This window comes from Pseudomonas sp. MF09156 (assembly GCF_059862305.1).
In genome coordinates, this window is the sequence record NZ_JCBCUR010000004.1 from 1 (window position 1) to 25,744 (window position 25,744).

Here is a 25,744-nt window from a genome sequence, read left to right on the forward strand (position 1 = left end):
CAGGCTGAAGCCTTGGGCATGACTGATTTGAATGGTGGCGCGCTCTTCAACGCTGAGTTCGGTATAAGACATAGGGGCAGCACCGTACCGGAAAGGTCAGGTGTTGCACTCAGTTTTTGCCGCCGCCCAGGAACGGCTCCATGCTGCAATGTTCAGGGATGGCCAAAAAATAGTCTGATAGTGAGGGCTGGGAATTTGGCCGTTGCCCTGAAAGCTGATGCGTATTCAAATGGCCATACGTATACATTCGATAGTATGCGAAAAGCAATATTCTGCATTCAGATGTACCATCAAACATAGCGAGGAAAACCAATGTATCAAGTGATAGTTCTTTACGGAGTTCCAACGGACCCTGCAGCCTTCGATCAATACTATGAAGAGGTCCACACGCCACTTGTTAAGGCGATCCCTCATCTGAAAAGCTTTTCTGTGAGTAAGGGTCCTATAACCATCGTTGGTGGCGGAGGCCCATACTATCGTATCGCCTTGCTTGGTTATGCTGATCTGGAGTCGCTTGAGGAATCTCAGATGTCTTCAGAGGGTATGAAGGCATCAATGGACGCTGCAAATTTTGCAACTGGTGGCATGACAGCGTTGGTAATGGAAATTAAAGATGAGCTGTAAGTAAAACAGCGGTGGACAAGGGGTCGCGTTGAGATTAACTGTTTCTCGGCGCGATTCCTTAAATGAGCAGCTGTGGTAATTTTTTGTACGGCGCGTACTGGCTGACGATGTTAGACTTTTGAGGGTGTTCACATACATCCCGTTGATGTTGTTTGGTGGAAAACTGTGAAAAAAAACTGTGGAGATGGTGAGTGGTTTTATAGTTGTATTGTGTTTGATTTCTTTATTCGTGGTGTCGCTATGCTTCTTGGTTTTAGCATTCAAAATTAATCACCAAAAAAAACCTGCTTTTGAGTTGTCAGCTAATTTTAAGTTTCAACTATTTGTGATGTGTTTTTTTTGGCTTCGATTATTCCAATCTTTAAAATTTGGCTGAGGTGCTACGCACAATGCTTTCTCAGGTTCGCGTAAATCTTATTCCAGGGTGATGAGATGAAAGTTGATGCGTTCGCCTGCGCCGTAGTTCCAAGTGACTCCATAAGCCGTTTTCGGAGGCGTTGCTATCTGGTTCGTCACGGAGATATAGAGTCTTTCCAGAAAGACACTAACGCCTTGGAATCTTGCAATTTCAAACTATCCGATAAGGGTATTCGTCAGGTTCGCGAGCTTGCCGTCATGCTGCAGGATGTTACCTTCGACCGGGCGGTTTGCTCGGATTATCCCCATGCCTATCAAACCGCCAGAATTCTGCTAGATGAACAGGAAGGTATGTTGGAGCGAGCCGAGGCGTTCAGGGAAATAAAGGCTGGCTGCCAGGGCAACATTCCGCGGCACGAGCGGCACGATCTAATCGGTGTTGCCTACGAAACTATTGACGAGGTGGGTGGAACGTTTTTGGGCGGGGAAGACTGGGATAGTTTTGAGGCTCGTGTTCTTGAACAATTTCATCTTATTGTCAGCGAGTCGTCATGGCGTTCGCTTCTTATTGTCAGCCACGACGCAGTAAATCGAATATTGCTGGCCTGGGCAATGGGCGGAGATCGCCACTGCGTAAAGGGGCTTGAGCAGGACTATGCCTGCCTGAACATTATTGACTTGGATCTTATCGGCCAGCAGGTAGTTAAATGCCTGGTGAGAGGGGTGAATATCACTCCCTACGATCCCTGCAAAGTCTTCGACCAACGTACAGGGGAGAGGGTTCATGAGCTATATTACTCAAACGCAGAAAAGCAATAAGTTGTCCCATGGGTGAGTCTGTCGGGTATAAAGCTATTCTACGAGGTGTAAACCATCGAGGGTTACTGTTCAGTTTCTAGCGTTACAGTAGTGATTCCACTGAACTGGAGTAATTTGTTCAAGAGAATCGAATGGTGTGTCAAGCACTTAGCAAAGAAGAAATTCGCTGGGCGTTATTCGGGCGCGCTATTATGTGAAGAAAACCCTCCAAGGCCCACAGGAGGTGTTCGCACATAACACCAACATCCTCAGCATACTCGTGGCTGAAACCGAGGCGAAGGCCGACGCGGAAAAGAAAAAATTTCGCTATTTTGGCGTTATCTCAGTCAGAATAGTTCTGATACTGAACACGCCGAGCCATTCATACTCTTGGAGTCGATATGGAGCAAAGTAACGCCTCCGACACCGTCCGCTTAAAAACGAAGAGCTCGAAACCATTATGTGTGATTGTAATCTGGCATGTAATTGGACGCATGGGCAGATCGCGCGAAAGCGTGATCGTCCCATTGCTGCAGCGGCGGCAGCGGTTATTGACTACGCTCATCGCGTACGCTAGATGTTTAGAACGCTCGAAACGATCAGCATTTTCTTATCAGCCCATTATCTGAATGTCGACAGTGGGGCTTGGCTGTCATTTCGGCATTGGGCCTTTGCTGGGTCTGCCCGTGACAGCCACGTTATCGGTACAGGTGGGCGCTGCACGGTGACTCAGATCTCGGCCACGAACTTCCCGATCTGGGCGTTAGACTCTATGTATCTATGCGAGGTCAGCGATCTGGTCGAACGGCAAAACTTTAGCCATCAGCGGGCGCAACGTACCTGACTGCTACACCGCCGACTGGATCAAATGCCATTCGGACACGTTCACCATCAGTGCTCCCTAGGCCGTTAAAAACGGCATCCCAAATACCCGCTGCCTCGACAGATGTGATGCCGCTACGTTGGCGTACAAGGGCTTGAACGGACGTTGGCCAGCCGTTGCCGATCTTCATATCCCTATGACGTCCAGCCTATCACTGGAGGTAGCTGCCGAGCGTTTTGGTATCAATGTAAGCCCAAAGGAATGGAATCGTTGCAGCATTACTTCGATGAGAGGTTTGCATCGATCACGATCTACCCGGACGCCTTTAACGCCCAACCTCTGCTCAGATTTTAAGGGATGTTTATCGGTATCTGTTCCAAGATGTCGACGCATTTGCGGTAGGCTTCAACATCGGAGTAATGAAGTCCCACCTAGATATCTAGCGCGAGATCTGCCTTCGGTTGGACGTCAGAAAGGCCTAGGGTATGGACACTTCAAGCGACCACATTGTGATGCTCGGGGATTCGTTACAGTGTGTCCAAGATGGCCCCAGAGCGATTGGAGTTTCTGGGTACCATCTGGATTCTATAAGGGGAGGGGGGCAGTAGCCTCATCTACTTCGCCGAGCTAGAGGTCGAGGAGTAGTTGGAGCTAAGGCTGGGTGAATAAGAGAATCTAGCGTCCTGTCAAACCTGCAAAGTCGAGTGAGTCATAACACCTGCATTTCAGTCTTGAGTTGACCTTGCCTTGCTCTATGGACATTCGGGCCACCTTCAGGCAGAGATCGCAACTGCCCGACGCGGACGCTCGTCGATGCTAAAGACTCTGTAACAGTCGGCGAGCTGCTGCGATGACTGGCGCGTCGATCATCTTGCCGTCTAAACGAAATGCTCCAACACCTCCCTCAGCGCCATCCACAACCCTGCGAGCCCAGTCTATTTCTTGCACTGTGGGTTCGAAAACGGTGTTCACAACCATCACCTGGCTCGGGTGGATGCAGAGCATGCCGCCGAACCCCCTATCCGAAGCGTCCTGGGCGAACCTGGCAAGGCCTTCAAGATTAGAAAAATCTGGGAACACCGTATCGAGAGGCCTAGCGAGCTTAGACCTCGCAGTTGCGATGAGTATTTCATATCGGACTTGATCAAATATCCGACCTGCAGCGGCGCTCTGAGCACGCATCCCAAGATCCAGCCCCAGATCCAACGCGCCAAACGTCAAGCGCTCGACGCCTGATACTGAGGCAATGGCGGGGAGAAATTCCAATCCCTTGGCGCTTTCGATCAACGGCCAGATCCGTTTGCCTGTGGCCGCAGCACGAGCCACCTGGTCAGCAGACTCTGCCTTGGGCAGCAAGATGACAGAGACTTCGGGAAAGCGGCCGCAGAAATCCAGGTCGGATTCATGCTCATGATGTTCGCTGGCGTTAACGCGAACCACCATGCGAAGCCCTGGGTTGGCGGTAAGGTAGATGCCCAGATGTTCTCGCGCCTGACGCTTCATCGATTCTTCGACAGCGTCTTCGAAATCAACAATTATCGTGTCGGCACCGGTGGCGATCGCCTTATCGAATCTTTCCGGTCGGCTACCAGGGACGAACAGCGCAGTTCTGATTGAGGGTTCCAGATGCATGCTCATATCGCACCTGCCACCTTCAGTTGCTCGATATCACGTACGGAGTAGCCCAGCTCAGCGAGGATTGATTCGCTGTGCTCGCCCAAGGCCGGTATCGCATCCATACGCGGTGTGAATGCACTATTGGCACCTGGTGGCAGCAGCGCAGGCAGAGTGCCTTGAGGGCTCCCCACATCGACCCAGCGATTACGCGACTTCAGCTGGGGGTGCGACCATACGGCGTGCATATCGTTGACCTTGGCATTGGCGATAGGAGCTTCATCCAATCGCTTCACCACCTCCTCAATGCCGAGGGTTGCAAAGGTGTCCACAATGATAGCGCGCAGCTCGCTGCGGTGAGTTGACCGGTTGGCATTGGAGTTGAAACGCTCATCGGCTTGTAATTCAGGCTGGCGAAGGACACGCTCGCAAAAGAGCGCCCATTCACGTTCATTCTGCAGGCCGAGCATGACTGTGTCGTTTTCGCCTACCGGGAATGGGCCGTAGGGGTAGATGGTGGAGTGGGAAGCCCCAGCCCTTGGCGGCGGCTCGGCACCATCGAATGCGTAGTACATCGGATAGCCCATCCACTCGACCAGGCTTTCGAGCATGCTGACATCGACACGGCTACCCACTCCCGTGCGACCTCGTAGCAAGAGTGCCGAGAGAATTCCCGTGTAGGCGTACATGCCCGCTGCTATGTCAGCAATGGAGCAACCTGCCTTTGCCAGCTCATCAGCTCCGGCACCGCCTGTTACGGAGAGAAATCCGCCCTCGCTCTGGATCAGAAGGTCGTAGGCTTTCTTCTGCTCATAGGGGCCACCCTCACCGTAACCCGAAATATCGCAGACGATCAGTTTGGGAAAACGCTCATGAAGAGCGTCAAAGGACAATCCCATGCGTGCAGCGGCACCGGGTGCCAAGTTCTGCACAAGTACGTCTGCCTTGGCCAGCAGCCCTTCCAAGATAGAGTCTGCCCCCGGCTTTTTCACATCCAGGGTCAGGCTTTCTTTTGATCGGTTCGTCCAGACGAAGTGTGAGGCGAGTCCCTTTGTACGGGTGTCATAGGCCCGAGCGAAATCGCCGACGGCCGGCCGCTCGATCTTGATCACACGTGCACCCAGGTCAGCGAGCTGGCGCGTGCAGAAAGGCGCAGCAATCGCATGTTCGAGGCTGACAACAGTAATGCCATCCAGTGGGCGAGGGGGGGGAGTAGTTTCAGTCATCTTTAAGCTCCGTCAGCTTGGCTAGATCATTGTCGTCGGCCTCAGGGAGAAAGCCGCCGCGCTGCGGGTGCCCATCGATGCCGAGTGCCGGCTCGCCCACTGGCTCCTGAAAAAAGCACCAGTGCCACAAGGGCTGAAGGGGGGCATTGACGCTCAGGGTGTCCAGATTGAACGTGGCAGCTATACGCTTGAGGAGATTGTCGCTTAGAGGGTCTGATGACCGTTCTGTACGTCCCAACCAATCGGTGAAATGAGCCATTAAATTGGCACTCAACAGTTGTTGTTATGAGCAGATCATGAGAGCCTCATAGCGTTCTGAGAAGTAGCGTTTCTTAAACCCTGCGTTTTGAAATGGTTAACACATAGCTAAGGCCACATCCTCTATGCATCTCGACCTAACTGACCTGCGCCTTTTTATCCACATTGCGGAGGCCCCCAGCCTCACGCAAGGCGCTAAACGCGCATTCATTTCTCCTGCAGCCGCTAGTGTTCGAATCAAGGCGCTCGAGGCCCAGCTCAACTGCCACCTACTTTATAGGGGAAGCAAAGGGGTTGAACTGACCGACGCAGGCCAGCGATTGCTCAAGCATGCTCGGCTGATCATGCGACAGATTGGTTATCTGAAAACCGAGTTTGCGGAGTACGGGACAGACTCCTCAGGTCACATACGGATATTTGCAAACACGACAGCCGTCACAGAGTTTTTGCCTGAAGTCCTGGCTGGATTTCTGGCCAAGAATCCGGGCGTTACGGTAGACCTTCAGGAGCGTCTGTCGCGCGACATCGTACGGGGTGTTCAGGAAGGGGCTACCGACATAGGGATCATTGCTGGCCCTGTGGCTGCCAAGGATCTGCAGGTCTTGCACTTCAGCACTGACCGGCTCGTACTGGTCGTGCCGAAGGGCCATGTGCTGGATACCGGTGAGCCTCTGAAGCTCAGGGACGCCTTGGCTTTCCACCATGTGGGCCTGCAGGAGGGCAGCACGCTGCAAGAGTTCATGCGCGAACAAGCTGAAAAACTGGGTGAGCACCTCACCTGGCGGATACAGGTCACCAGCTTCGAATCCATCTGCCGTATGGTTGAGGCGGGTGTTGGTATCGGCGTGATCCCCGAATCAGCGGCGACCCGGCACAGCCGCACAATGGCGCTGTCGATTGTTCAATTGGATGAACTCTGGGCCGTCAGGGAGCGAAGCATCCTCGTCAGGCAATTGGAGGCACTGCCAGGCTGCATAAGGGCGCTGATTTCCATCTTGCGCCCGGAAGCCATCGACATCCATTCCATGCCCAGCAGTGGTGGGTAAAACAGGGATAGGGTGTGCAGCATTAACCACAACCAAATGCAGGGTTAGTCCTAGGTTTATTAATGCTTAGAATGATAACGATAGGCCAAAATAATATTAAGTAATAACTCTTTCAGCCCTTAGGATCCCCCAGGCTTTTTCAGGTTATCCGAAACACCTCTCGCCCAATCTAGGAGGGCTGTCGGATGCCACCTTTCTTGGGGACGGACGTGAAATTTAGAAACCATCTTCTGATCGTTGCACTGACCATTTTTCATGAAGTAGCTTTTGCCGCTTCAACCCTTGAAGTGGGTGATCAGCGTGGGAATGCCAGGGCAGTCATGGAGGCAGCAGGGGTGCTGAGCGGTCTTCCATACACTGTTGAGTGGCATGAGTTTGCGAATGCGGCTCCAGTACTTGAATCCCTTAATTCGGGCCATCTTGACGCAGGATTGGTGGGTGATGCCCCGCTGACCTTCGCAGCGGCTGCCGGTGTCGGCGTCAAAGCGATCTTTGCTTCGGAGTACAATGGCAATGCCATCATCGTAAAGCCAGGCTCCGCCATTCAGTCAGTCCAGGACCTGAAGGGCAAATAGGTCGCGACAGTCAAGGGGGCTGCGGGCCACGCATTTCTGCTCCAATCATTGCAGCAGGCTGGCGTTTCACCTGACGCGGTTAAGCTCATCTTCACCACCCCGGCAGAGGCAATTCTTCTGCTCGACAATGGCAGCACAGATGCCGTCTCCACCTGGGAGCCCTTCGTTTCCTTCGCCACGACTCAGCACACCGCGACCGTCGTGGCCGACGGCAAGGATCATCCTTCCCTGAACTACCTGGTGGCGTCCAACGATGCCATCGAGCATAAACGTGCCGAGCTGACTGACTTCCGGGCCCGTCTGGCCAAGGCACGTCAGTGGGGCGTCGACAATCCCAAGCCCTATGCAGCGGCCATCAGCAAACTGTTGCGAGTGCCTGAGGAGGTTGCTTTGGGAAAAGTACAGCGTGAGGGCAATGCACGCGTCGAAGATTCAGCGCGTATCCAAACCATGCAGGAGCAGACGATCAAGCTCTACAGCGAGGCAGGCCTTATCCCAAAAGTATTCAGCGCCAATTCCGTGTTGGATAGCAGCTTTGGGTCGAAGCAGGTCACGGCTAGCGCAGGGGGTGTTTCGCAATGATGCATCTTGCGCTGTATCTGGAAGCAGGAACGCATCAAGGTGGGTGGCGCCATCCTGACTCATCCTCAAGCGGAACCGTAGATTGGCCGCTGTACAAGAAGATCGCCCGTCGGGCCGAGGCCGCCAAGCTGGATATGCTGTTCGTGGCCGATAAGCTTTCTATTGATGACAATTTCGGCGGACACTTTTCTGAGACGGTGAAATACCGAGCCGTAGTGCGGCCTGAACCCATCACCTTGCTATCCGCGCTGGCGGCGATTACCGACAATATCGGCATAGGCGGGACGATTTCATCGTCTTACGCAGTTCCGTATACCGCCGCTCGGATGCTTGCCAACATCGATCACATCAGCGCCGGTCGCGCGGCCTGGAATCTTGTGACGTCAGTAAGCGATGGCGAGGCCAGAAACTTCGGACGTCCCAGCCATTTTTCCCATGCGGAGCGCTACGACCGAGCGGCCGAATTTATCGATGTCGTGCAGAAACTTTGGGACAGCTGGGGCGATGATGCCTTGGTGCTCAATAGTGATGAGGGTGTTTACGCCGATCCAGCGGCGTTCACTTACATCGATCACAAAGGTACTCACTTTGACGTGAAAGGCCCTATAAACATTCCACGCCCGCCGCAGGGGCATCCGGTGCTGATTCAGGCGGGCGTTTCGGAATCATTCATCGATCTGGCTGCCAAGAATGCAGAGGTCATCTTTGTCGTGCAGCCTACGCTTGAGCGCGCCAAGCAGTTCTACAAGGTTCTCAAAGACAAAGCTCAATCGTATGGCCGTGATCCGGCGTCCATCAAGATCCTGCCAGGGATCGTACCGATTGTCGCCGAGACCCAAGAGGCGGCATTGGCCAAAGACAAGCTGCTCAAGTCGCTTATCCTTCCTGAAGCGGGCCTGAGCTTTATGTCGGCGAGCATGAACTTCGATTTATCGCAGTTCCCCCAGGATTCGCTGTTTCCAGACATCAGCGAACAGATCACTGGCAGCAAGGGCAGATTTCAGTTTGTGATCAAACATGCTGTTGAGAATGCGATGACGGTTGCAGAGGTGGGCAAATGGTACGCCGAAAGCCTTTCGTTCTTCTCTCCCGTGGGATCACCCCAAGACGTTGCCGAGCAGTTGGAGACTTGGTACCGCGAAGGCGCCTGTGATGGTTTCGTTATCCTTCCGCCCTATCTTGAAGCTGAGAAAGATCTCTTCCTGGAAGGCGTGGTGCCGTGTCTGCAGGCCGCAGGTGTCTTCAGACAAGAGTATTCAGGGTCGTCCCTGCGCGAGAACCTGGGGCTGCAACCGCCTGCAAACCGATACAACTCAGCAATCTAGTCAGAAGCGGTCACAGGCCTGCGAGGGGTTCAGAAGGCCCCGCAGGCCTGTGCGTTCAGGCGTTGCCGAAGAGCAGCGACTCTTTGGCAATATCATCAGCGCAGGATTGCAGCGCCGATCGGATACTTCTCGCTTTTTCATCAGCGTCAAAATGCTTCGAACTGGCTCGAAGGGCTTCACTGAGATCTGTGGGAGGAATATGTAAATTGCCCAGAATGTGCAGGACGTTACTCACCTCAGCACGCAGCTCCAGGCTCTCTGCGGCGTAAGATCGCAAAGTCAATATCAGTGCACCCAGGTCGAGGGCCAGCAATACGCCCGGGACACGGTGGGCTGATTCACCCATTCCTGGTCTTGCGATCCAGCGCAGCAAACGCAGATACATCCGAGCCTTCCAGTAATCCACACTGGGTACAGCTTCTTGGCGCGCCAGGCTTTCCAGGTGGCGGACGATCGCTTTTGACTGCAGTCGTTGACGATGAAACGGGTCAAGCGGCAACAGAAAATGCAATGCGATCACCGAGAGGCAGGTACCTATCATCAGGGCCAACCCTTGGCTTTCAATCGGCAAGCCGATGGGAGTGAGGTGGGAGGGTTGTACGAGCATCAAGAAGAAGTTGCTGTACTCAACCGCACTGATTGCCGTGATCCTCATCGTAAGTCCCAGCATACTCACCAGCAAAAATGGCAGCAGACCCAATACCAGCTCTTCAATGTTTGCAGGTGAGGGGTGCAACCAGACTCTGAATACATAGCCAGCACAAATGCCCAGGGCTACGCCGGGAATGACCCTGCGAGCATTGCGCTTCCCATGTTCATTGGTGGCAAACACAGTGATGTAGACGCAGGCACCCAACAGCATGAATGAGCCGGCGCTCCATTGAGTCGCGTCCCAGACAAAGCCAACAATCAGCACGCAGAGGCCTGTTCGCAACGCTGCTCGCAAGGCTGCGAGCCAGTCTGACTCTGACACCAGCCGAAGGGGCACCGGCCCGGTACTGGCTTTGCGCTCCAAGGCTTGGATGTCATCTGTGAGGCTCGCCAGCGCTTGGCGTAGTGCGGCTACCTCTATTGGGAGAATGCGGCTGTGGGGTGCAATCTCACCCCAGCTGGTGGGGTCGTGTTCACCCGCTGTGGTTTGCGCAGATGCCTTGCTCAGCCACTGGCGCAGAACGACCCTTGTCTGCTCTATTTCTTGCTGATGTGCGTCGTGACGATTCATTTGATTACGCAGGCTGTTGGCTGCATCAATGACAGCTAATAGGGAGGCCAGCATGTTACGCAGGCGCCGTTTGCGCCATCTGGCGCCGGTGCTGCCATCGAGCACTTCATCAGCCTCGGCTTCAATGTTGGATATGTCCAGGATCAATCGCTCAAGCCTCAGATGCTCTTGGGCTGACGCCAGTCCATTCACCCCATCAGCGACCCATTGAAGCGTCTGAGTGGACAGCCTGCGCGCGTTATCCAGTAACCGCTGAGTACCGGATGCGGGCATGAAAAAACCCGAGATCAATGTTGCAACGCAAACGCCGATCACCGTACAGGCGATACGCCCGTAGGCAAGGGCCTCCACATTGCCGGGATGACTTACATCGATAAGCGCGACGATTGCTCCGGTATAGCCGGCTAACACTGCACCGTAGCTTCTGAAGTGCCGAACCAGGGCTGACGCGGCGGCGCAGATCGCTAACCAGCAGGAGAGAAATAGCACTAGCAAAGCCGGTTCATTGCCAAACAGGATCAGCAATAGCCCGCCTACTACCGCTCCTAACGCTGTGCCCACCAAGCGCCATGTGCATCGTTCGATGAGCAGGCCACGGCTTGGCTGCGAAACGGTGAACACTGTGATGCCCGCCCAATGAGCGTTTGGCAAATCAAGCACTGTCGCCACTGCGATAGCCAGCCACGCAGCCACAGCAGCGAACAGCGCAAAACGAACGCGGCTTCGATCAAGGCCAACAAACCTGGAAAAATGCAAAGTGTTCATGAGTATTTATAGGCCGTCATAACGCAAAAAATCCGCTGGCATTTGCCAGCGGATGTCCGGGGGGATCTACCCCGATTAGAGTCGAACAACAGGTTTGAAAACTCTGGCGTTTTCTGACGCTTCGAGCGCTTCGTTGATGTCGTCCAGCGTGAAGAACTCGATCAACTTGACGAATGGGAACCGGCCGGCTCGCCACAGTTCGATCAATTGGGGGATGAAGACGGTCGGTACGCTATCGCCCTCAATGATGCCGCGCACGGTACGACCAAAAAGCAGAGTGTTCACATCCAGTGTCGTCTCTGCTCCCATTGGGGCAGCCCCGAGCAATCCGCACAGCCCCGGCACCCGCAGCACGTCGACGGCTTGTCGCAGAACCTGAGGACGGCCGGTGCATTCAAGGCTATAGTCCGATCCTCCACCAGTCAGCTTCTTTACTGCTTCTACAGGGTCTGTTTCCCGGCTGTTGATGACATGTGTCACACCGAGCTTTTTCGCAAACGTCAGCCGACTTCGTTCACATCGACCATGATGATATTGGTCACGCCAACGGCCATTGCAGCCAGTGCCGCCGCGAGGCCCACAGCGCCAGCCCCGAAGATTACCAATGATGATGCGGGCTCAGGTCTGAGTACGTTGATCACCGCCCCTGCCCCGGTCTGGATGCCACATCCCAGCGGGCCCATGATGTCCAACGGAACATCTTTGCGGATCTTTACAGCATTACGCTCGGTAACCAATGCGTAACTGCCGAACGAGCTTTGTGAAAAGAAGCTGCCGCCTACTCTCTCACCCGCGTGGGTGTGATGGCAGTGGCTTCCATCAAGTCGAGCACCCTTGAAGTTTCGATCGTAGAACTCGACACAGTAGCTTGGGCGGCCCTGCTCGCAATTACGACACAGGCCACAGGAACCGTAGCTCAGCACGACATGATCGCCGACTTCAAAGGCCGTCACATCCTCGCCGACCCGCTCTACGATGCCAGCGCCTTCATGGCCAAGAACCATGGGAAGAGGTACCGGATAGTTCTGGTCTCGTACCACCATATCCGTATGGCAAACCCCGGTCGCCACGATCTTTATCAAAAGCTCGTTATGGCGCGGTTCATCCAACTGCAACTGTTCGATCAGAAAGCGGCCGCCTTTTTCTCTAACTACTGCGGCTTTCACCTCAACCATGGGATCTCCTCGCCTTCAATGGGCGTTACTGACAATAATCAACGTATCAAGACAGACCTATTGCGCCATTTTTGCGACCGCCTCGGACACGGGGGTGTCTCCGGCAGTCAACTCGATAATCAGGCGATTCACCGAGGGCGTTTCAATCAACTGCACAAGCGTGGCCGCGACGTCATCGCGCGATACTTCGCCGTACGGGATGGCAAGCCCCGTTCTGATCAGGCCGGTTCCAGGCTCATTGAGCAGAGTTCCTGGCCTGAGAATGACCCAGTCGAGTTCGGTGTGGGACAGATAGACGTCCGCCTGGCGCTTCACGAACATGTAATGCTCGAAATCTTCAGGCATTCGTTTTTCGCGCCATGCATCAGGAAACGCCGAGACGAGAAGAAAGCGCCACACGCCTGCATATGCAGCAGCATCGCTTGCCTTGGTCACGCCGGCGCCATCCACGGCATCGGTCATCTCGTTGCCACCGCCATTGGCCCCCGCCGTGAAAACTACGGCGTCGGCCTCCAACATCAGCTCGCTCAGTTCTTTCGTGGACGAGGTGACGAGATCACCTAGGACAGGAATTGCCCCGATACCTCGCAGCACCTCGGCTTGCTCGGGACGGCGGTGCAGGCCTATAGCGCTATGGCCTGCTTCGACCAATTGCCGACACAGCCGCAGCCCCGTTTCACCGGTCGCACCCACTACAAATACTTTGGCCATAACAACCTCAGACTGGTTTGGCATCAGCCGGTGGGTTGCGCAGGTCGTTCAGGGTGATGGTGTCTCCAAAGACACCCCAGTCGATCGTGGATACGTCACGGAGCACGATGTAGACCGGTGCCAGATCTTTTTCCGCGATGCCCGCGTGCTTTCTAATGGCTGCCGTGAACCGGGTGATGAGGCTCTCTTTGGCCACAGCATCCAGGCCGCCCTGAAAGGCGTTGACTTCGAGAGAAATGATCTTAGTGCCGCCTGGCTTACCACCGTGGTAGACATGTGAAGCTGGGTGATCCCGGAAGTAGATCCAGGTGGTGCTTTTGACAAACGGTGTGGTGGGCAGGCCTTCCGACTCAAGGGCCGCGACAGTCAGCTCTTCGGCCAAGGCGTCGCGTGTCGAATCACTGAAGGTGCCTTCGGGGCTGTTTACGTAGATAAGAGGCATTGAGAAAATTCCTGATTCAGTCGAACTTGGTGATGATGACGTAACCGTTGGTATCGAATTTGGGCATCCTGTCCATCACGGACTGGACGTCTTCCAGACTGACTTGCTCGGTCACGTGCTGGCTCGGATTGAGTCGGCCTGCGTCGATCATTGAAAGCAGCTTGGCGTATTCAGGCTGCGGATTGCCCAAGCTGCCGGCGATCGACCATTCGCTGAACACAAGCTTGTCGATCGGGATGGTCAACAGGCCTTTGTCTTCTTCGCTGGACAAGCCCACGGTCGCCATACGGCCACCCTTCATCAGGCTTTCAAGGGCTGTCAGTGTGGCGTTGCTGACCCCGACCGCGTCGATCGATGCGCTAACGCCAGTGCCGTTGTTCAGTGCACGCACTTTCTCACCGGCCTGTTCTGGGGTCAGGCCCGAACTGTTGAGGGTCGCGACGGCGCCAAGCTTGGCAGCGGCCTTGAGCTGAGCTTCACGGGTATCGATACCGATCACCTGGGCTCCGAGCGCAACCGCGATCTCAACTGCTGCGAGACCAACACCACCCAAGCCAACAATCGCTACCTTTTCGCCACCTTTGACAGTGGCGCGACTGGCCACCGCTCGGTAGGCCGTCATGTATCGGCAGCCCAGCGCTGCAGCGTCGAGCTCCGTAACACTCTCAGGAAGTGGAACGCAGTTGAGCGAGGCGTTAGGCACTCGAACGTACTCAGACCAACCGCCTGACCCTTCCAACATGAAAGGCCATGAGGCGTCGTCGCAGATATTTTGAGAGCCCTTGCGGCACTGTGGGCAGCATCCGCACGCGAAGTTGAACGGGACGCTGACACGGGTACCTGCGGTAAGTCCTTTGACGCGGGAGCCGACTTTCTCGACCACACCGCCAATTTCGTGACCCAGGGTTGTTGGCATTGGCAGCTTCAGACCAAGCCAGGCCCAGTCGCCATTCCACAGGTGCCAATCGGTACGGCAAATCCCCGATGCGGTAACCCGTACGAGGGCCTCGTCATCACCGATTTCTGGGATGTTCACTCGGCAGATCTTAAGCGGTTCTCGTAGGGCTTCTACTCGAACAGTACGCATGGTGCTCATGATTTTCTCCATCTGTAATGCTGGTGAAAAAAGCATAGCGAGCTCACATGGATTCGACTAGAGTGAACATTATGAAGAGAGAATTCACTTTGAATGAACTTAGGAGAATGGATCTCAACCTGTTGGTAGTGTTGAGCGTCCTGGTACGTGAACGCAGCGTCCGGCAAACAGCGGCACTTTTGCATGTGGGATCTCCCGCGATCAGCATGTCGCTGAACCGACTTCGAGAGTTGATGAATGATCAGCTCCTGGTGCGAACGGGGAGGGGGATGGCGCCTACCCCCAAGGCGTTGGAGCTGGTGACGCTGATCGATCCATTTCTCCAAGACCTTCGATTGGCACTCCTGGAACAAGGCCATTTCGACCCAGCCACCGTCTCACGTGTCGTGCGATTTGCGATAGCCGATGACCTGGAAGCGGCACTGCTTCCGCGCCTCATTCGTGCGCTTCAGGAGCAGGCACCAGGGGTTCGACTGGTCGTCAGAGATGCCGACTACCACTGCATCGACAAAATGCTGCAGTCGGGCGATGCGGAAGTGGTGCTAGCGGCATTGCTGCCAGAGCTGCAGTTGCGAGAGCCTTGTCAAATTCTCTATGAAGAAGGCTTTGTGGCGCTCTTTGATCCCAGACAAATAGTATTGGCTGCTCCCATAGGGCTGGATGAGTACTTGGCGACCCCGCAACTGCTGATGTCGCCGCGTGGTGAGATCAGCGGAATGCTTGAGCCCCAACTTCAGGCGCTAGGACGCACCCGAAATGTCATTGCCACACTGGCGAGGTTTTCAACGCTGCCGCTGGTGCTCAAAGAGACGCCGATCCTGTGCAACGTTCCTTCCACCACCGCACACTTCCTGGCAGACCATTTCGGACTGGCCATAAGCGCTCTGCCGTTCAACTCCTCTCGATTCAATATCGGGATAGCGTGGCAGCATGTGTTGAATCAGGACCCGTTCACTCGATGGTTCACATCACTGGTGAGCGAGCTGATGATGGAGCTAAGGGAACAATCACAAGCCAATCAGGCCCCAGCGCAGACACGCTGAGGCCGCGTCAGGGGCCTATTTCTTGAACATGTAGCTCTTAGTGTTGGTAAACCCAGCCAGACCTTCCTGGCCGTTCTCAACGCCCATCCCGGATAGCTTGTGTCCACCAAACGGAATATCAATGCCGTGGATGTGGATCTCGTTGACCCACACTGTCCCGGTTTCCATTCGCTTGGCGACCGCGATCGCAGCGGCGCGATCGCCGCCCCATACAGAACCTGCAAGGCCGTAAGGGCTAGCGTTGACCCGAGCAATCACATCTTCCACATCGTCAAACGCAATGACGGGCAGGATGGGGCCAAACGGTTCCTCCTGCACAATGCGGCTATTCTCGGGCGGATTGTCCACAACGGTAACCGGAACAAAATTGCCGGCCAGGCTCCGGTCAATCACACCGCCTAGCGGAACCTTGTAGCCCTGCTTGCGGGTATCCTCGAACAGGTCAATCAGCTTTTCGTACTGCATACGGTTCTGAATCGGCCCCAGTTCAGTTGCTTGATCCATCCCGTCACCGACCTTGACGGTCTTCGCGTACTCCACAAAGGCTGCTGTAAAAGCCGCATGAATGCTGGAGTGCACGTAAAGACGCTTCACGGCAATGCACCACTGCCCAGAGTTGCCGAACGCTGCCCAGAACAAGGGTTTGACGATCGATGGCCAGTCAGCATCAGCCAGTACCACAGCTGCATCGTTGCCGCCCAGCTCCAATGTGATGCGCTTAAGATTGGAGGCGCCGCTGGCCATTACTTTCTTGCCTGTCGCGGTACTGCCGGTAAAGCTGATCTTGGCGATAGCGGGGTGTTCTGTGATGATCTGGCCGAGTTCATTGCCCCCGGACAGCACACTGAGCACGCCTGGCGGCAACACAGACTGGGCGATCTCACCAAAGAACAGCGAAGTGAGAGGCGTGTAGGGCGACGGCTTCATCACCATGGTGTTGCCGGTGATCAGGCAGGGCGCCACTTTCCACAAGCCAAGAAGCACCGGAAAGTTCCAAGGAGTGATCGCACCCACCACGCCCAAAGGCGTGTGGTGAACTTCGACGACGTGCTCCGCTGTATCCTCAATCACCTGGACTGGTATTTCGCGCTTGGCTACTTCCCGAACCCAATAGATCGCAGCTTCCACCTCCGATTTCGCCTGGCTGTGCTTGGGCTTACCCTGCTCCAGTGTCAGCAAGGTAATCAGCTCATCCTGGCGAGCTTCGAGCGCGTCGGCATATTGCAGGATGTAATCCGATCGGGTCTGCCAAGACAGGGCAGACCAGCTTTTGAACGCCTGAGCCGCAGCTTGGATAGCGTCTTCAAGCTGCTGAGCTGAAGCCTGGGGCGCCTTAGCGATGACCTCATTGGTGGCAGGGTTCAAGACGTCGAATGAGCGGTCGGCGTCGACCAGCTTCCCATTAATAGATAGGTGGAAAACCGACGGCAGCCCAGCCGCCTGTAGCAAATCCAACGAATGAGCAGTATTCATGGTGCAATCCTTCTTATTATCTTCGAATGAGTAGACACATCCTCAAGGCTTCAGGATGGGCTTGAGCACGACACCGCTTTCGGAGTCGGCTACGGCCTGATTGATGTCTTCAAGATCGTAGTACTTCACTAATTGATCAAATGGGAAACGGCCGGCGCGCCATAGCTCAATCAGCTGCGGGATGAACACGTGAGGAACGCTATCGCCCTCAATGATGCCCCGCACGCTTCGACCGAAAAGCAGAGTGTTCATGTCCAGCGATACCTCGGCGCCCAGTGGAGCAGCTCCCACAAGCCCGCACACGCCCGGAATCGACAGGCAGTCGACCGCTTGGCGAAGCACTTTGGGGCTTGAGGTGCATTCGAGGCTGTATTGAACGCCGCCATCAGTGATCTCGCGGATGCGATCAAGCGCGTTGGTAGTGCCTGCATTGATGATGTGGGTAGCACCCAGTTCAAGTGCCAGCTCCAGGCGGCTATCATTCATGTCAATGGCGATGATGGTAGTGCAGCCGACGGCTTTGGCCGCCATAACGGCTGCAAGTCCTACCGAACCCGCTCCGAACACGGCAATGCTGCTACCAACGCCCGGTTTGAGCGCATTCATCACAGCTCCAGCACCCGTCTGGATGCCACAACCCAGCGGGCCCATCAGCTCCAGAGGGACATCCTGGGCGATCTTGATCGCATTGCGCTCTGATACCAGCGCATGCGTGCCGAATGAGGACTGATTGAAGAAACATCCACAGACAGTACCGCCATCCCCGCCTTTATAAGGGCTGGTTCCATCGGGCCGATAGCCGCCGAAATTCTGTTCGTAGAACTGAGAGCAATACCCGGGCAAGCCCTTCAAGCAGTTCCCACAGTGGCCGCAGCTGGCGTAGCTCAGAACCACATGGTCGCCGGGTTTGAGGGTTTTCACCTCAGAACCTACCGCTTCCACAACCCCGGATCCTTCATGCCCTAACACGAGAGGAAGTGGGACCGGGTAGCCCTGATCTCTGACCACCATATCGGTGTGGCACACACCAACACCGACGATTTTTACGAGCACTTCGTCCTTACGTGGAGCCTCAAGCGTGAGGGTTTCGACCACGAAAGGAGCTGATTTTTGACGAACGACTGCCGCTCTGATTTGCATATTTATTATTCTCCGTGCGCCCCAGGCCAACTTGTTGGTGGTTTTGAAAAATGACAAGGGCGCGGCTGTCGCCACCATGCATCAGAATTGGCGTAAGTTGAATCTGCATTCTGAAAAGGGGGTGTTAAACTAGGGCGAACGCTAACTGGCCGCGTTGAGCGAGCTAAATTCCAAGCATTGCGCTTTGAGTGCATGAAGAGTCCAGATGAGTCATTGAATAATCCCGAGGCACGCAGTCGTGGGCGGGCGCCCCGGGATTCAATGCATTTACACCACTCGGCCACCGTCGACCGGAAGTTCAACGCCGTTCAGGAAGGCGGCGCCGTCTGTTGCCAGGAACACTGCGACAGCCGCGATATCATCAGGCTTGGCCAAGCGGCCTAACGGGATGGTGGAAAGAAACTTCTGGCGGTTCGCAGGCGTGTCCGGCATACCCATGAAGTCTTCAAGCAGGGCTGTCTCGCCCATGACCGGGCAGATGTTGTTGACCCGAATGCCGTCTGGGCCCAGCTCTACAGCCAGGGACTTGGACAGCAGATTCACAGCGCCTTTCGAGCCGTTGTACCAGGTCAGACCAGGGCGCGGGCGAATACCGGCAACCGAACCGACGTTGATGATCGAGCCGTTCTTGCGCTCGCGCATCAGTGGCACGACGGCCTTGGTCATGTGGAAAATCGATTTCACGTTGACAGCGAAGACTCGATCAAAGGTTTTTTCGTCAACGTCCATCAGTGGCTGATTGCGATGCGTTGTCCCTGCGTTATTAACCACAACATCGGGAACGCCGAAGGTCTTGACGCAAAGATCCACTGCTGCTTGAACCTGGTCTGCTTGAGTGACGTCGCAGGCAGCGGCGATCGCGTTGGCGCCGAGTTCATCGGCCAGTTTGCTGGCAGCTTCGAAGTTGATATCCGCGAGGACGACCTTGGCGCCTTCCTCGATGTAGCGACGTGCGATGCAAGCGCCGAAGCCGCTTGCCGCGCCGGTTACGATGGCGACTTTATTATTGAGCTGTGCCATTTTTCTCTCCGTTACCATTAAGAATCTGATTGTTCGATACAGGCTTAGCCGTGGTGACTGACCACGGTCTTGGTGATGCTGAATTCATCCAGGGCGAGGAGGCCTTTTTCACGCCCGTGCCCGCTTTTGCGGATACCGCCGAATGGCAGCTCGACACCGCCGCCTGCTCCATAGCAATTGATAAACACTTGCCCGCCTTCCAGGCGTTTGGCCATGCGCTGCTGACGTGCACCGTTTTCGCTCCAGATCGATGCAACCAGGCCATAGTCAGTGCCGTTGGCCAGGGCCACAGCATCGTCTTCGTCATCAAATGACAACGCCGCGAGCACAGGGCCGAACACTTCTTCACGCGCCAGTTTGTGGTCGCGTGGAACAGGGCCGAACAGAGTCGGACGCACGTAGTAGCCGCCTTTGGGCAGATCGTTGTCCATGGCACCTTCTGCGATCACTGGCAGATCGGAGTCCTTGCACTCCTGGATGAATTGGTTGACCCGGCCAAATTGAGCTTTGGTGATGATTGGGCCGCAGTCTGGCGAGGTCTCAGGCAGTCCGACACGTACTTCACGGAACTTGGCAGCTACGCGTGTGATGACGTCCTCGTAGACCTCTTTTTGAATGAGGACACGGCTACCAGCAGAGCAGGTCTGGCCTGCGTTCTGGATGATCGCTCCCACGATCACAGGCACTGCCTTGTCGAGGTCGGCATCTGCAAACACCACCTGAGGGCATTTACCACCCAGCTCCAGCACGCATTTGACGTGGTTGACGGCAGCAGCGGTTTGAATGGCGACTCCGACATCAGGAGAGCCGGTGAAGGTGATCAGGTTGATGCCTGGGTGACCCGCCAGCGCGGCGCCCGCTTCGCGACCATAGCCGGTCACGATATTCAGCGCACCAGCAGGCAGACCGGCCTCTGCGGCAATCTCGGCGAAGCGAAGCGACGTCATGCATGCATCTTCTGCTGGCTTGACGATCGATGCGTTGCCCATGGCCAACGCAGGCGCAATCGTACGCCCGAGCATCTGAGCCGGGTAGTTCCAGGGGATGATGTGACCCACCACACCACAGGCTTCTCTGACCACGCTGACCGTGTAGCCAGACAGGTACGGAATTACCTCGCCATGGACTTTATCGGCTGCACCACCGTAGAACTCAAAGTAGCGTGCAAGCGCCTCGATATCCTTGCGGGCCAGGGCAATAGGTTTGCCCGTGTCCTTGGCTTCGATCTCTGCCAGTTCCTCAATGTTCGCCAGCACGCCGTTGCCGATACGAACCAATATGCGGCCTCGCTCGGTAGCGCTCATCCGACCCCAGTCGCCATTGACTGCACTGCGCGCGGCCTTTACTGCCAAGTCGATGTCTTCAGGCATGCCCCGGGCGATTTCGGCATACACCTCGCCAGTGACAGGTGAGTAGACAGGAATGCTCTGCCCGCCAGTAGCAGGGACTTTGCGGCCGTCGATGTAAAGCGTGCTCATGATTGTGCCTCCATTGGCAAATGGTTAATTGAGTCGGAACCAGTTTCGCGGCTGGTATTGAGGACAGATGACAGTTCCCCCCGCTCGATGTGCAACACGTGGTCAGGAACATCCTTTAGCAGGCTGCCATTGGATTCGGTCACGACGATGCAGAGGTCTGGAACGCGCTGCTGGAGCTGTTTGAGGGCGTTGCTGTACTCAGTCGCCAAGGCAGGTGCCAGACCTTGAAATGGCTCATCCAGCAAGATCAGCTTGCTACCGATCATAAGCGCTCGTCCAAGGGCGGCCATTTTGCCTTGGCCACCCGATAAGGCTGCGCCAGAGCGGTTCAGCATGGGTTTGAGCTGAGCCACGACCTCAAGCGTCATCGCCAGTCGTTCATCAACCTCACGTTTGTTCATGCCCGCGACCTGGCAAGGCAGGCGAAGGTTTTCTTCAATTGAAAGGGTCGGGAACATCACGCGCTCCTGGGGCGCGTAACCAATACCCAGGCGTGCGCGGCCATGAGCTGGCACACGCGCAAGGTCAGCGCCTTCGAACAGGATTTGCCCTTCCTTGGGCCTGATGAGGCCCATGATCGTACGCAGCAGGGTCGTTTTGCCCGCGCCATTTCGGCCTACCACCGCGATGATGTTTCCTTTATTCAGATCAGCGTTTACGCCTCTGAGAATAGGTACTCGGACGATGTCGGCGCTGACGTTGGCAAGGTGGATCAAGATGTCGTTTTTCATTCGCCAAGCACCTCACGCTGGATGAGCGGATTGCTCAGGACACTGGCAGGACTACCGTCAGCAGCGATCGCTCCACTGATCCAGGCGGCCACGCGGGTCGCGTAACGCTTAACGATATCGACGTCGTGTTCGACGAAGATTGCGGTGACCTTCTGGTCGTCCAGTGCACGCATGAGAATCTCCATCACGCCATGCTTCTCTTCTGTCGACACGCCACTGGTGGGCTCATCGAGGATCAGCAATTTGGGCTGAAGCAAGAGCGACATGCCCACATCCAGCAGCTTGCGCTGGCCTTCAGGAAGGTTGATGCACAGCTCATGCTGCCGATCGCGCAGGCTGATCAGATCAAGCATCCGATCGATTTCTACTGCATTGCTGCCGCCTGCCAGCGAACTCCAAGAAGACAAACTCTCAGCACGCGCGACTGCGGACAGTTGCAGGCATTCGCGCACGGTATGTTCAAGGAACAACTGGGGAAGCTGGAAAGACCTTGCCATGCCCTGTCTGACGATTTTTCGCGGTGACTGGGCGGTAATGTCACGGCCGGCGAAGATGACCCGACCTTTGCGAGGCTTGAGCAGCCCACTGCAGATGTTGATGAATGTCGTTTTGCCCGCACCGTTCTGGCCGATCACTGCCAGGCGCTCGCCCTGTTCCAGGCTGAAGTTGATGCCGTTTGCCACCACCAGTCCGCCAAAGGCCAGCGTCAAGTCGTGAGTCTGCAAAAGCGCTGTCATGCTGCACCTCCAATGAGGCGTTTACGACGATTCATCAGACCGGTAATGCCTTTGGGCAGGAAGTAGATAATCACGATCAGGATGGCGCCCAACACGAGCTGCCAGGAACCACTGACCAACGCGGCTGCATACATCTTCAAAAACTCGTAAAGGATCGCCCCGACGAATGCGCCGACTGCGTGACCGGCACCTCCCAGGATGGCGATGAAGACGAACTCACCAGACCGAAGCCAGTAGCCCATCTCGGGTGTGACCAGACCTTGAGAGAGGCCAAACAACGACCCGGACAGGCCACACAGCGAGGCCGACAGAACGTACCCTTTCCAAAGCACCTTCTTGGCCGAAACCCCGAGGTATTCCAGGCGGGTTTCATTGGTCTTGATGGCGGCTAGGGCTTGTCCACTGCTGGACAAAAAGTAGCGCTGTACCCCCCAGATAGCCGCAAGTGAGATCGCAACGACCAGTACCAACAAGGCAATCTCGAATGGGTCACGGGTCAGTTCAAACCCCAGCAGTGTCGGGCGGTTGATCCGCAATCCATCAGTGCCGCCTGTGACCGCGTAGAACTTGCCAAGGACGGTGAACAGCACCATTGAGATGGCAAGGTTAAGCATGCCGAAGAAGATCTCCCGGTAGCGAACAACAAACGCACCAATGAGCATCCCCGCGACCACACTCGCCAAGGTGCCAAGCGCGATTAGCAAGACCCCGTCCATGCCTGGGAAGCGATGCCCGACAAAGGCCACCACGTATCCAGAGATGCAGGCGTACATGGCGTGACCGAACGATATCTGACCGGCTTTGAGCAGAACGACAATGCCCAACGCGGCCAAGCCGTAGCACAGCGACAAAATCAGGGGAAGCTTGAGCCAAGGGAATGCCATTGCCAGGCCAATGATTACAACGACCGCTGCAGTATTGAGTAGGAGAGAGCGCATCAAATTTTCCTCGCCTGAACGACCGTGAACAGGCCTTGAGGCCTCGCGAGCAACACCAGAACCATGATCAGGTAGGGCATGACGACTTCAAATTCGGGGGCAAGGTACACGCAGAAAGAACGTGATAACCCAATCAGCAGGGCGGTGATCAGTGCCCCCGTTATTTGACCCAGACCGGCACTTGCGACGACTGCGAACGACAGTACGATCATGTCCGCGCCGATGCCTGGCACCAGTGACGTGGTGGGTGAAGCCAGTGCTCCGCCCAAGGCCCCCAGCACTGCGCCGACGACAAAGGTCAGATAGGCGATGCGCCGAGCATTGATGCCAAGGGCTGTCGCCACTTCTCGGTCATGGGTGACGGCAATGATCTGCCGTCCCATCAGGGTGCTGTTCAGGAACCACTTGAGAAGGAAGTAGACCGCCAGCGCCGCGCCTGGGACGAAGAGCAACTGGTAGTTCATGTACACCACGCCCAGCAGTTCAGATGTGCCCATCTGGTTGACCACGTCAGCTACGAAGTAAGGCTGCGTCCCCCAGATCATCCTCTGCAGATCTTCAAAGATCATGAAGGCGCCAAAGGTCACCAGGAGCTGGAGAATCGGGTCGCGATCCTGGAACTGCCTGAGCAAAAGCATCAGCACCGTACCCAGTACGATCCCCACCGCGATAGCGCCTGTGACCAGCAGCAGTACGGATGCCACCGCAGATTCCGACCCCTGCCCAAGCCATAGCCCCAAAGACGCTGCACCGTAGCCACCGAACGCGTAGAGGCTTCCGTGTGCCACATTAAGGATGCGCACTACGCCAAAGATGAAGGTCAACCCCAGTGCAACCAGAAACAGCAATCCGGCGTAAGACATGCCGTCCAGCATGGCCAGGATGAAAATGTCCCGGCTCATTGCAAGGCGCTCACAGGTTGAACCTGATCAAGCAACGCTGGCGTCACGGTCTTGACCCACTCAGGGGACTTTTCACCCGGCGGCGTCGTGATCTTGTCGGCAGGGACGATCACGATGTCCTTCAACACTTTGAATTTGTAGTCGGGGCTTGAGGTGGTGATGCCAAAGAGCTGGGATTCCAGGCCTTGACCGTCTTCTGGGCGTATGCGGATCTGACTGGTCAGGCCTCGAAATTCGAGCCCCTTGAATGCGTCGGCCAACTGCTCCTCATTGGGCCATTTGCCGCCGTTGGCCTGGATCGCTTTCAGGTAGGCCGCCTTCATGCCATCGAGCGCCTGCACCATGTGGTACACCGAGTAGATCGGGTAGGTGCCCGTACGCTCGTGGTATTTGGCGACGAATGCCTGATGCCGGGCATCCTTGGCGTATTGGGGATTCAAGAAGTAATGGTCGCCGCGCGCACCAATCAGCACGCCATCAGGCAGCGTATTGCCGAGGCGCTCAAGTGACGTTTCGCCCAAGGCCAGGAAAAACTTAGAGGTCTTCAGCAGCCCTCGCTGGCTAGCCTGGCGCACGAAGGTATCCAGGTCGCCCCCCCACGAGGTGGTGAGCACGACGTCTGGGCGCAAGACCTGCAGCCGGCTGACCTCGGCAGAAAAGTCAGAAGCTCCGAATTTGGGGAACAGCTCAGCAACGACCTTTACGTCTGGTTTGAGTTGCTTCAGTACAGCACTGAAGATTTCCCATGAGTCTCGGCCCCATGCGTAATCCTGGTTTACGACTGCGATGGTTTTGAAATCAGGATTGACCTTGAGCAAGTAAAGGACGCTGGCAACCATTTCGGTGACTGCGTTTGCTTGGGTGCGGAAGACATATTTGTAAGAGTGGCCTTCGAGTGCTTTCTCTGTCCCACAGTCCCAAAGAATGTTCACGATTTTAAGGTCTTCAGCAACGGGGGCGAGTGTGTTGCAGTTACCGCTGGAGATCGAGGCGATCATCACCTTCGCACCCTGTTCCTGCACGACCCGGCGGTATTCAGATAAAAGCCGATCACCCCCTACGCCCTCGTCAACGTAGACAGGATCTACCTTGACGCCATCAATACCGCCGGCTGCGTTGAGTTCTTCTATATATAGCTCGGCTGCAGCCTTAGCCGGCATGCCAAAGACTGAGGCGGAGCCGGACATAAATGTCGTGATGCCGATTTTGACGGAGTCAGGCTTATCGCCTTCGGCGTACGCAGGTAGCGTAGAAAGACCCACAACCGCACTGGTCATGATCCGCACGCACATCAACTTGAGTCTGGATGGGGACATAGGAGGTATCTCGATCGGCTTTTGTTGTTTTTATGAAGCTGTGTGCCGAGGATGCGCCGGGGAGGCCGTTTACGGAATTTGCAATTTGGTAAGAGGGTGTTTAGCAAAACAAAACGCGTCGCGGCATAGCGCACATGCGGCTCCCAGCGCCTATTGGGGTCTCAGGATAGTTTGACGGCTTTGGGATAGGATGGGATCTTGCTTAGAAAGTCAGGTTAAACACATGTGAGGGCTAAGGCATTCATGAGCAATTAATGCCGGCTTAAAGTCCCCGTCCGGCTTTAGTGACACCGATATGGTGCTATTCACCATTCAAACTGCGCTGGC

The 25,744-nt window shown here is 55.6% G+C and carries 26 protein-coding genes; 8 read left to right on the forward strand and 18 right to left on the reverse strand.

Annotated elements, in window-relative coordinates; genetic code table 11:
• The 3 genes from AC19YY_RS11620 to AC19YY_RS11630 form a co-directional block, all read left to right on the forward strand.
• Positions 1 to 300 (forward strand): hypothetical protein (locus AC19YY_RS11620; protein WP_500604210.1); only part of this gene is annotated, 300 nt, incomplete at its 5' end.
• A 12-nt stretch (positions 301 to 312) separates the two neighbouring features.
• Complete coding sequence (locus AC19YY_RS11625; RefSeq protein ID WP_169906573.1) at positions 313 to 624, forward strand: EthD family reductase; 312 nt, start codon at positions 313 to 315, stop codon at positions 622 to 624.
• 432 nt (positions 625 to 1,056) lie between these two features.
• Positions 1,057 to 1,800 (forward strand): histidine phosphatase family protein, encoded by a 744-nt coding sequence (locus AC19YY_RS11630; protein WP_274129102.1) that lies wholly within the window; start codon positions 1,057 to 1,059, stop codon positions 1,798 to 1,800.
• Between the two features lie 1,618 nt (positions 1,801 to 3,418).
• Here the strand turns inward: AC19YY_RS11630 and AC19YY_RS11635 are convergent.
• From AC19YY_RS11635 to AC19YY_RS11645, 3 genes are read right to left on the reverse strand one after another with little or no spacing between them, the layout of a single operon-like run.
• Positions 3,419 to 4,240, reverse strand: a complete 822-nt coding sequence (locus AC19YY_RS11635) for an HpcH/HpaI aldolase/citrate lyase family protein (RefSeq protein WP_274129104.1) — start codon at positions 4,238 to 4,240, stop codon at positions 3,419 to 3,421.
• Positions 4,237 to 5,442: a CaiB/BaiF CoA transferase family protein gene (locus tag AC19YY_RS11640; protein WP_274129106.1), complete on the reverse strand. Its 1,206-nt coding sequence runs from the start codon at positions 5,440 to 5,442 to the stop codon at positions 4,237 to 4,239. The genes AC19YY_RS11635 and AC19YY_RS11640 overlap by 4 nt, the downstream gene beginning before the upstream one ends.
• Positions 5,435 to 5,701 carry an HTD2 family dehydratase gene (locus AC19YY_RS11645; RefSeq protein WP_274129108.1) on the reverse strand — a complete coding sequence of 89 codons (267 nt, stop codon included), beginning with the start codon at positions 5,699 to 5,701 and terminating at the stop codon, positions 5,435 to 5,437. Before AC19YY_RS11645 ends, AC19YY_RS11640 begins: the two co-directional genes overlap by 8 nt.
• Before the next feature lie 124 nt (positions 5,702 to 5,825).
• Here AC19YY_RS11645 and AC19YY_RS11650 point away from each other — a divergent pair, with 124 nt between their 5' ends.
• The 4 genes from AC19YY_RS11650 to AC19YY_RS11665 all read left to right on the forward strand — a co-directional run bounded on the left by AC19YY_RS11650 (position 5,826) and on the right by AC19YY_RS11665 (position 9,228).
• The gene (locus AC19YY_RS11650) at positions 5,826 to 6,746 is read left to right on the forward strand and encodes a LysR family transcriptional regulator (RefSeq protein WP_169906563.1); all 921 of its coding nucleotides are present in this window, start codon (positions 5,826 to 5,828) and stop codon (positions 6,744 to 6,746) included.
• Between the two features lie 185 nt (positions 6,747 to 6,931).
• Positions 6,932 to 7,321, forward strand: coding sequence for an ABC transporter substrate-binding protein (locus tag AC19YY_RS11655; protein ID WP_476453962.1), 390 nt, complete (start codon positions 6,932 to 6,934; stop codon positions 7,319 to 7,321).
• A 48-nt stretch (positions 7,322 to 7,369) separates the two neighbouring features.
• On the forward strand, positions 7,370 to 7,903 hold the full coding sequence (locus tag AC19YY_RS11660; RefSeq protein ID WP_476453963.1) for a type 2 periplasmic-binding domain-containing protein: 534 nt from the start codon (positions 7,370 to 7,372) through the stop codon (positions 7,901 to 7,903).
• Positions 7,900 to 9,228 carry an LLM class flavin-dependent oxidoreductase gene (locus AC19YY_RS11665; RefSeq protein ID WP_274129111.1) on the forward strand — a complete coding sequence of 443 codons (1,329 nt, stop codon included), beginning with the start codon at positions 7,900 to 7,902 and terminating at the stop codon, positions 9,226 to 9,228. The genes AC19YY_RS11660 and AC19YY_RS11665 overlap by 4 nt, the downstream gene beginning before the upstream one ends.
• 55 nt (positions 9,229 to 9,283) lie before the next feature.
• On the opposite strand, the gene AC19YY_RS11670 is transcribed toward AC19YY_RS11665, so the two are convergent.
• The 6 genes from AC19YY_RS11670 to AC19YY_RS11695 all read right to left on the reverse strand — a co-directional run bounded on the left by AC19YY_RS11670 (position 9,284) and on the right by AC19YY_RS11695 (position 14,639).
• A complete protein-coding gene (locus tag AC19YY_RS11670) occupies positions 9,284 to 11,215 on the reverse strand; it encodes an FUSC family protein (protein WP_274129113.1) in 1,932 nt (643 codons plus the stop codon).
• A gap of 75 nt (positions 11,216 to 11,290) precedes the next feature.
• Positions 11,291 to 11,695, reverse strand: coding sequence for a zinc-binding dehydrogenase (locus AC19YY_RS11675; RefSeq protein WP_337994583.1), 405 nt, complete (start codon positions 11,693 to 11,695; stop codon positions 11,291 to 11,293).
• A gap of 20 nt (positions 11,696 to 11,715) precedes the next feature.
• Positions 11,716 to 12,390, reverse strand: coding sequence for an alcohol dehydrogenase catalytic domain-containing protein (locus AC19YY_RS11680; RefSeq protein WP_337994584.1), 675 nt, complete (start codon positions 12,388 to 12,390; stop codon positions 11,716 to 11,718).
• A 57-nt stretch (positions 12,391 to 12,447) separates the two neighbouring features.
• Entirely contained in the window at positions 12,448 to 13,101 is a 654-nt protein-coding gene (locus tag AC19YY_RS11685) for an SDR family oxidoreductase (RefSeq protein WP_274129115.1), read from the reverse strand.
• Positions 13,102 to 13,108: 7 nt separating this feature from the next.
• On the reverse strand, positions 13,109 to 13,543 hold the full coding sequence (locus AC19YY_RS11690; RefSeq protein ID WP_274129117.1) for a tautomerase family protein: 435 nt from the start codon (positions 13,541 to 13,543) through the stop codon (positions 13,109 to 13,111).
• 16 nt (positions 13,544 to 13,559) lie between these two features.
• On the reverse strand, positions 13,560 to 14,639 hold the full coding sequence (locus tag AC19YY_RS11695) for an alcohol dehydrogenase catalytic domain-containing protein (RefSeq protein WP_274129118.1): 1,080 nt from the start codon (positions 14,637 to 14,639) through the stop codon (positions 13,560 to 13,562).
• Between the two features lie 71 nt (positions 14,640 to 14,710).
• Between AC19YY_RS11695 and AC19YY_RS11700 the strand changes: the two genes are divergently transcribed.
• Positions 14,711 to 15,682 carry a LysR substrate-binding domain-containing protein gene (locus AC19YY_RS11700; RefSeq protein ID WP_274129120.1) on the forward strand — a complete coding sequence of 324 codons (972 nt, stop codon included), beginning with the start codon at positions 14,711 to 14,713 and terminating at the stop codon, positions 15,680 to 15,682.
• Between the two features lie 15 nt (positions 15,683 to 15,697).
• On the opposite strand, the gene AC19YY_RS11705 is transcribed toward AC19YY_RS11700, so the two are convergent.
• The 9 genes from AC19YY_RS11705 to AC19YY_RS11745 form a co-directional block, all read right to left on the reverse strand.
• A complete protein-coding gene (locus tag AC19YY_RS11705) occupies positions 15,698 to 17,155 on the reverse strand; it encodes an aldehyde dehydrogenase family protein (RefSeq protein ID WP_274129122.1) in 1,458 nt (485 codons plus the stop codon).
• 42 nt (positions 17,156 to 17,197) lie between these two features.
• Complete coding sequence (locus AC19YY_RS11710; RefSeq protein ID WP_102879479.1) at positions 17,198 to 18,295, reverse strand: NAD(P)-dependent alcohol dehydrogenase; 1,098 nt, start codon at positions 18,293 to 18,295, stop codon at positions 17,198 to 17,200.
• A gap of 267 nt (positions 18,296 to 18,562) precedes the next feature.
• Positions 18,563 to 19,315 (reverse strand): SDR family oxidoreductase, encoded by a 753-nt coding sequence (locus tag AC19YY_RS11715; protein WP_102879478.1) that lies wholly within the window; start codon positions 19,313 to 19,315, stop codon positions 18,563 to 18,565.
• Between the two features lie 44 nt (positions 19,316 to 19,359).
• Positions 19,360 to 20,793, reverse strand: a complete 1,434-nt coding sequence (locus tag AC19YY_RS11720; RefSeq protein ID WP_274129125.1) for an aldehyde dehydrogenase family protein — start codon at positions 20,791 to 20,793, stop codon at positions 19,360 to 19,362.
• Positions 20,790 to 21,524, reverse strand: a complete 735-nt coding sequence (locus tag AC19YY_RS11725; protein WP_274129127.1) for an ABC transporter ATP-binding protein — start codon at positions 21,522 to 21,524, stop codon at positions 20,790 to 20,792. The genes AC19YY_RS11720 and AC19YY_RS11725 overlap by 4 nt, the downstream gene beginning before the upstream one ends.
• Positions 21,521 to 22,261, reverse strand: a complete 741-nt coding sequence (locus tag AC19YY_RS11730; RefSeq protein ID WP_308935881.1) for an ABC transporter ATP-binding protein — start codon at positions 22,259 to 22,261, stop codon at positions 21,521 to 21,523. The genes AC19YY_RS11725 and AC19YY_RS11730 overlap by 4 nt, the downstream gene beginning before the upstream one ends.
• On the reverse strand, positions 22,258 to 23,199 hold the full coding sequence (locus AC19YY_RS11735) for a branched-chain amino acid ABC transporter permease (RefSeq protein WP_274129131.1): 942 nt from the start codon (positions 23,197 to 23,199) through the stop codon (positions 22,258 to 22,260). Before AC19YY_RS11735 ends, AC19YY_RS11730 begins: the two co-directional genes overlap by 4 nt.
• Entirely contained in the window at positions 23,199 to 24,101 is a 903-nt protein-coding gene (locus tag AC19YY_RS11740; RefSeq protein WP_274129133.1) for a branched-chain amino acid ABC transporter permease, read from the reverse strand. The genes AC19YY_RS11735 and AC19YY_RS11740 overlap by 1 nt, the downstream gene beginning before the upstream one ends.
• A complete protein-coding gene (locus tag AC19YY_RS11745) occupies positions 24,098 to 25,378 on the reverse strand; it encodes an ABC transporter substrate-binding protein (protein ID WP_274129135.1) in 1,281 nt (426 codons plus the stop codon). Before AC19YY_RS11745 ends, AC19YY_RS11740 begins: the two co-directional genes overlap by 4 nt.
• Positions 25,379 to 25,744: the final 366 nt, after the last annotated feature.

Coding starts and splice junctions, on each gene's coding strand:
- AC19YY_RS11625 (WP_169906573.1), top strand. CDS start 313: ATGTATCAAGTGATAGTTCTTTACGGAGTTCCAACGGACCCTGCAGCC.
- AC19YY_RS11630 (WP_274129102.1), top strand. CDS start 1,057: ATGAAAGTTGATGCGTTCGCCTGCGCCGTAGTTCCAAGTGACTCCATA.
- AC19YY_RS11635 (WP_274129104.1), bottom strand. CDS start 4,240: ATGAGCATGCATCTGGAACCCTCAATCAGAACTGCGCTGTTCGTCCCT.
- AC19YY_RS11640 (WP_274129106.1), bottom strand. CDS start 5,442: ATGACTGAAACTACTCCCCCCCCTCGCCCACTGGATGGCATTACTGTT.
- AC19YY_RS11645 (WP_274129108.1), bottom strand. CDS start 5,701: ATGGCTCATTTCACCGATTGGTTGGGACGTACAGAACGGTCATCAGAC.
- AC19YY_RS11650 (WP_169906563.1), top strand. CDS start 5,826: ATGCATCTCGACCTAACTGACCTGCGCCTTTTTATCCACATTGCGGAG.
- AC19YY_RS11655 (WP_476453962.1), top strand. CDS start 6,932: ATGCCACCTTTCTTGGGGACGGACGTGAAATTTAGAAACCATCTTCTG.
- AC19YY_RS11665 (WP_274129111.1), top strand. CDS start 7,900: ATGATGCATCTTGCGCTGTATCTGGAAGCAGGAACGCATCAAGGTGGG.
- AC19YY_RS11670 (WP_274129113.1), bottom strand. CDS start 11,215: ATGAACACTTTGCATTTTTCCAGGTTTGTTGGCCTTGATCGAAGCCGC.
- AC19YY_RS11680 (WP_337994584.1), bottom strand. CDS start 12,390: ATGGTTGAGGTGAAAGCCGCAGTAGTTAGAGAAAAAGGCGGCCGCTTT.
- AC19YY_RS11685 (WP_274129115.1), bottom strand. CDS start 13,101: ATGGCCAAAGTATTTGTAGTGGGTGCGACCGGTGAAACGGGGCTGCGG.
- AC19YY_RS11690 (WP_274129117.1), bottom strand. CDS start 13,543: ATGCCTCTTATCTACGTAAACAGCCCCGAAGGCACCTTCAGTGATTCG.
- AC19YY_RS11695 (WP_274129118.1), bottom strand. CDS start 14,639: ATGAGCACCATGCGTACTGTTCGAGTAGAAGCCCTACGAGAACCGCTT.
- AC19YY_RS11700 (WP_274129120.1), top strand. CDS start 14,711: ATGAAGAGAGAATTCACTTTGAATGAACTTAGGAGAATGGATCTCAAC.
- AC19YY_RS11705 (WP_274129122.1), bottom strand. CDS start 17,155: ATGAATACTGCTCATTCGTTGGATTTGCTACAGGCGGCTGGGCTGCCG.
- AC19YY_RS11710 (WP_102879479.1), bottom strand. CDS start 18,295: ATGCAAATCAGAGCGGCAGTCGTTCGTCAAAAATCAGCTCCTTTCGTG.
- AC19YY_RS11715 (WP_102879478.1), bottom strand. CDS start 19,315: ATGGCACAGCTCAATAATAAAGTCGCCATCGTAACCGGCGCGGCAAGC.
- AC19YY_RS11720 (WP_274129125.1), bottom strand. CDS start 20,793: ATGAGCACGCTTTACATCGACGGCCGCAAAGTCCCTGCTACTGGCGGG.
- AC19YY_RS11725 (WP_274129127.1), bottom strand. CDS start 21,524: ATGAAAAACGACATCTTGATCCACCTTGCCAACGTCAGCGCCGACATC.
- AC19YY_RS11730 (WP_308935881.1), bottom strand. CDS start 22,261: ATGACAGCGCTTTTGCAGACTCACGACTTGACGCTGGCCTTTGGCGGA.
- AC19YY_RS11735 (WP_274129131.1), bottom strand. CDS start 23,199: ATGCGCTCTCTCCTACTCAATACTGCAGCGGTCGTTGTAATCATTGGC.
- AC19YY_RS11740 (WP_274129133.1), bottom strand. CDS start 24,101: ATGAGCCGGGACATTTTCATCCTGGCCATGCTGGACGGCATGTCTTAC.
- AC19YY_RS11745 (WP_274129135.1), bottom strand. CDS start 25,378: ATGACCAGTGCGGTTGTGGGTCTTTCTACGCTACCTGCGTACGCCGAA.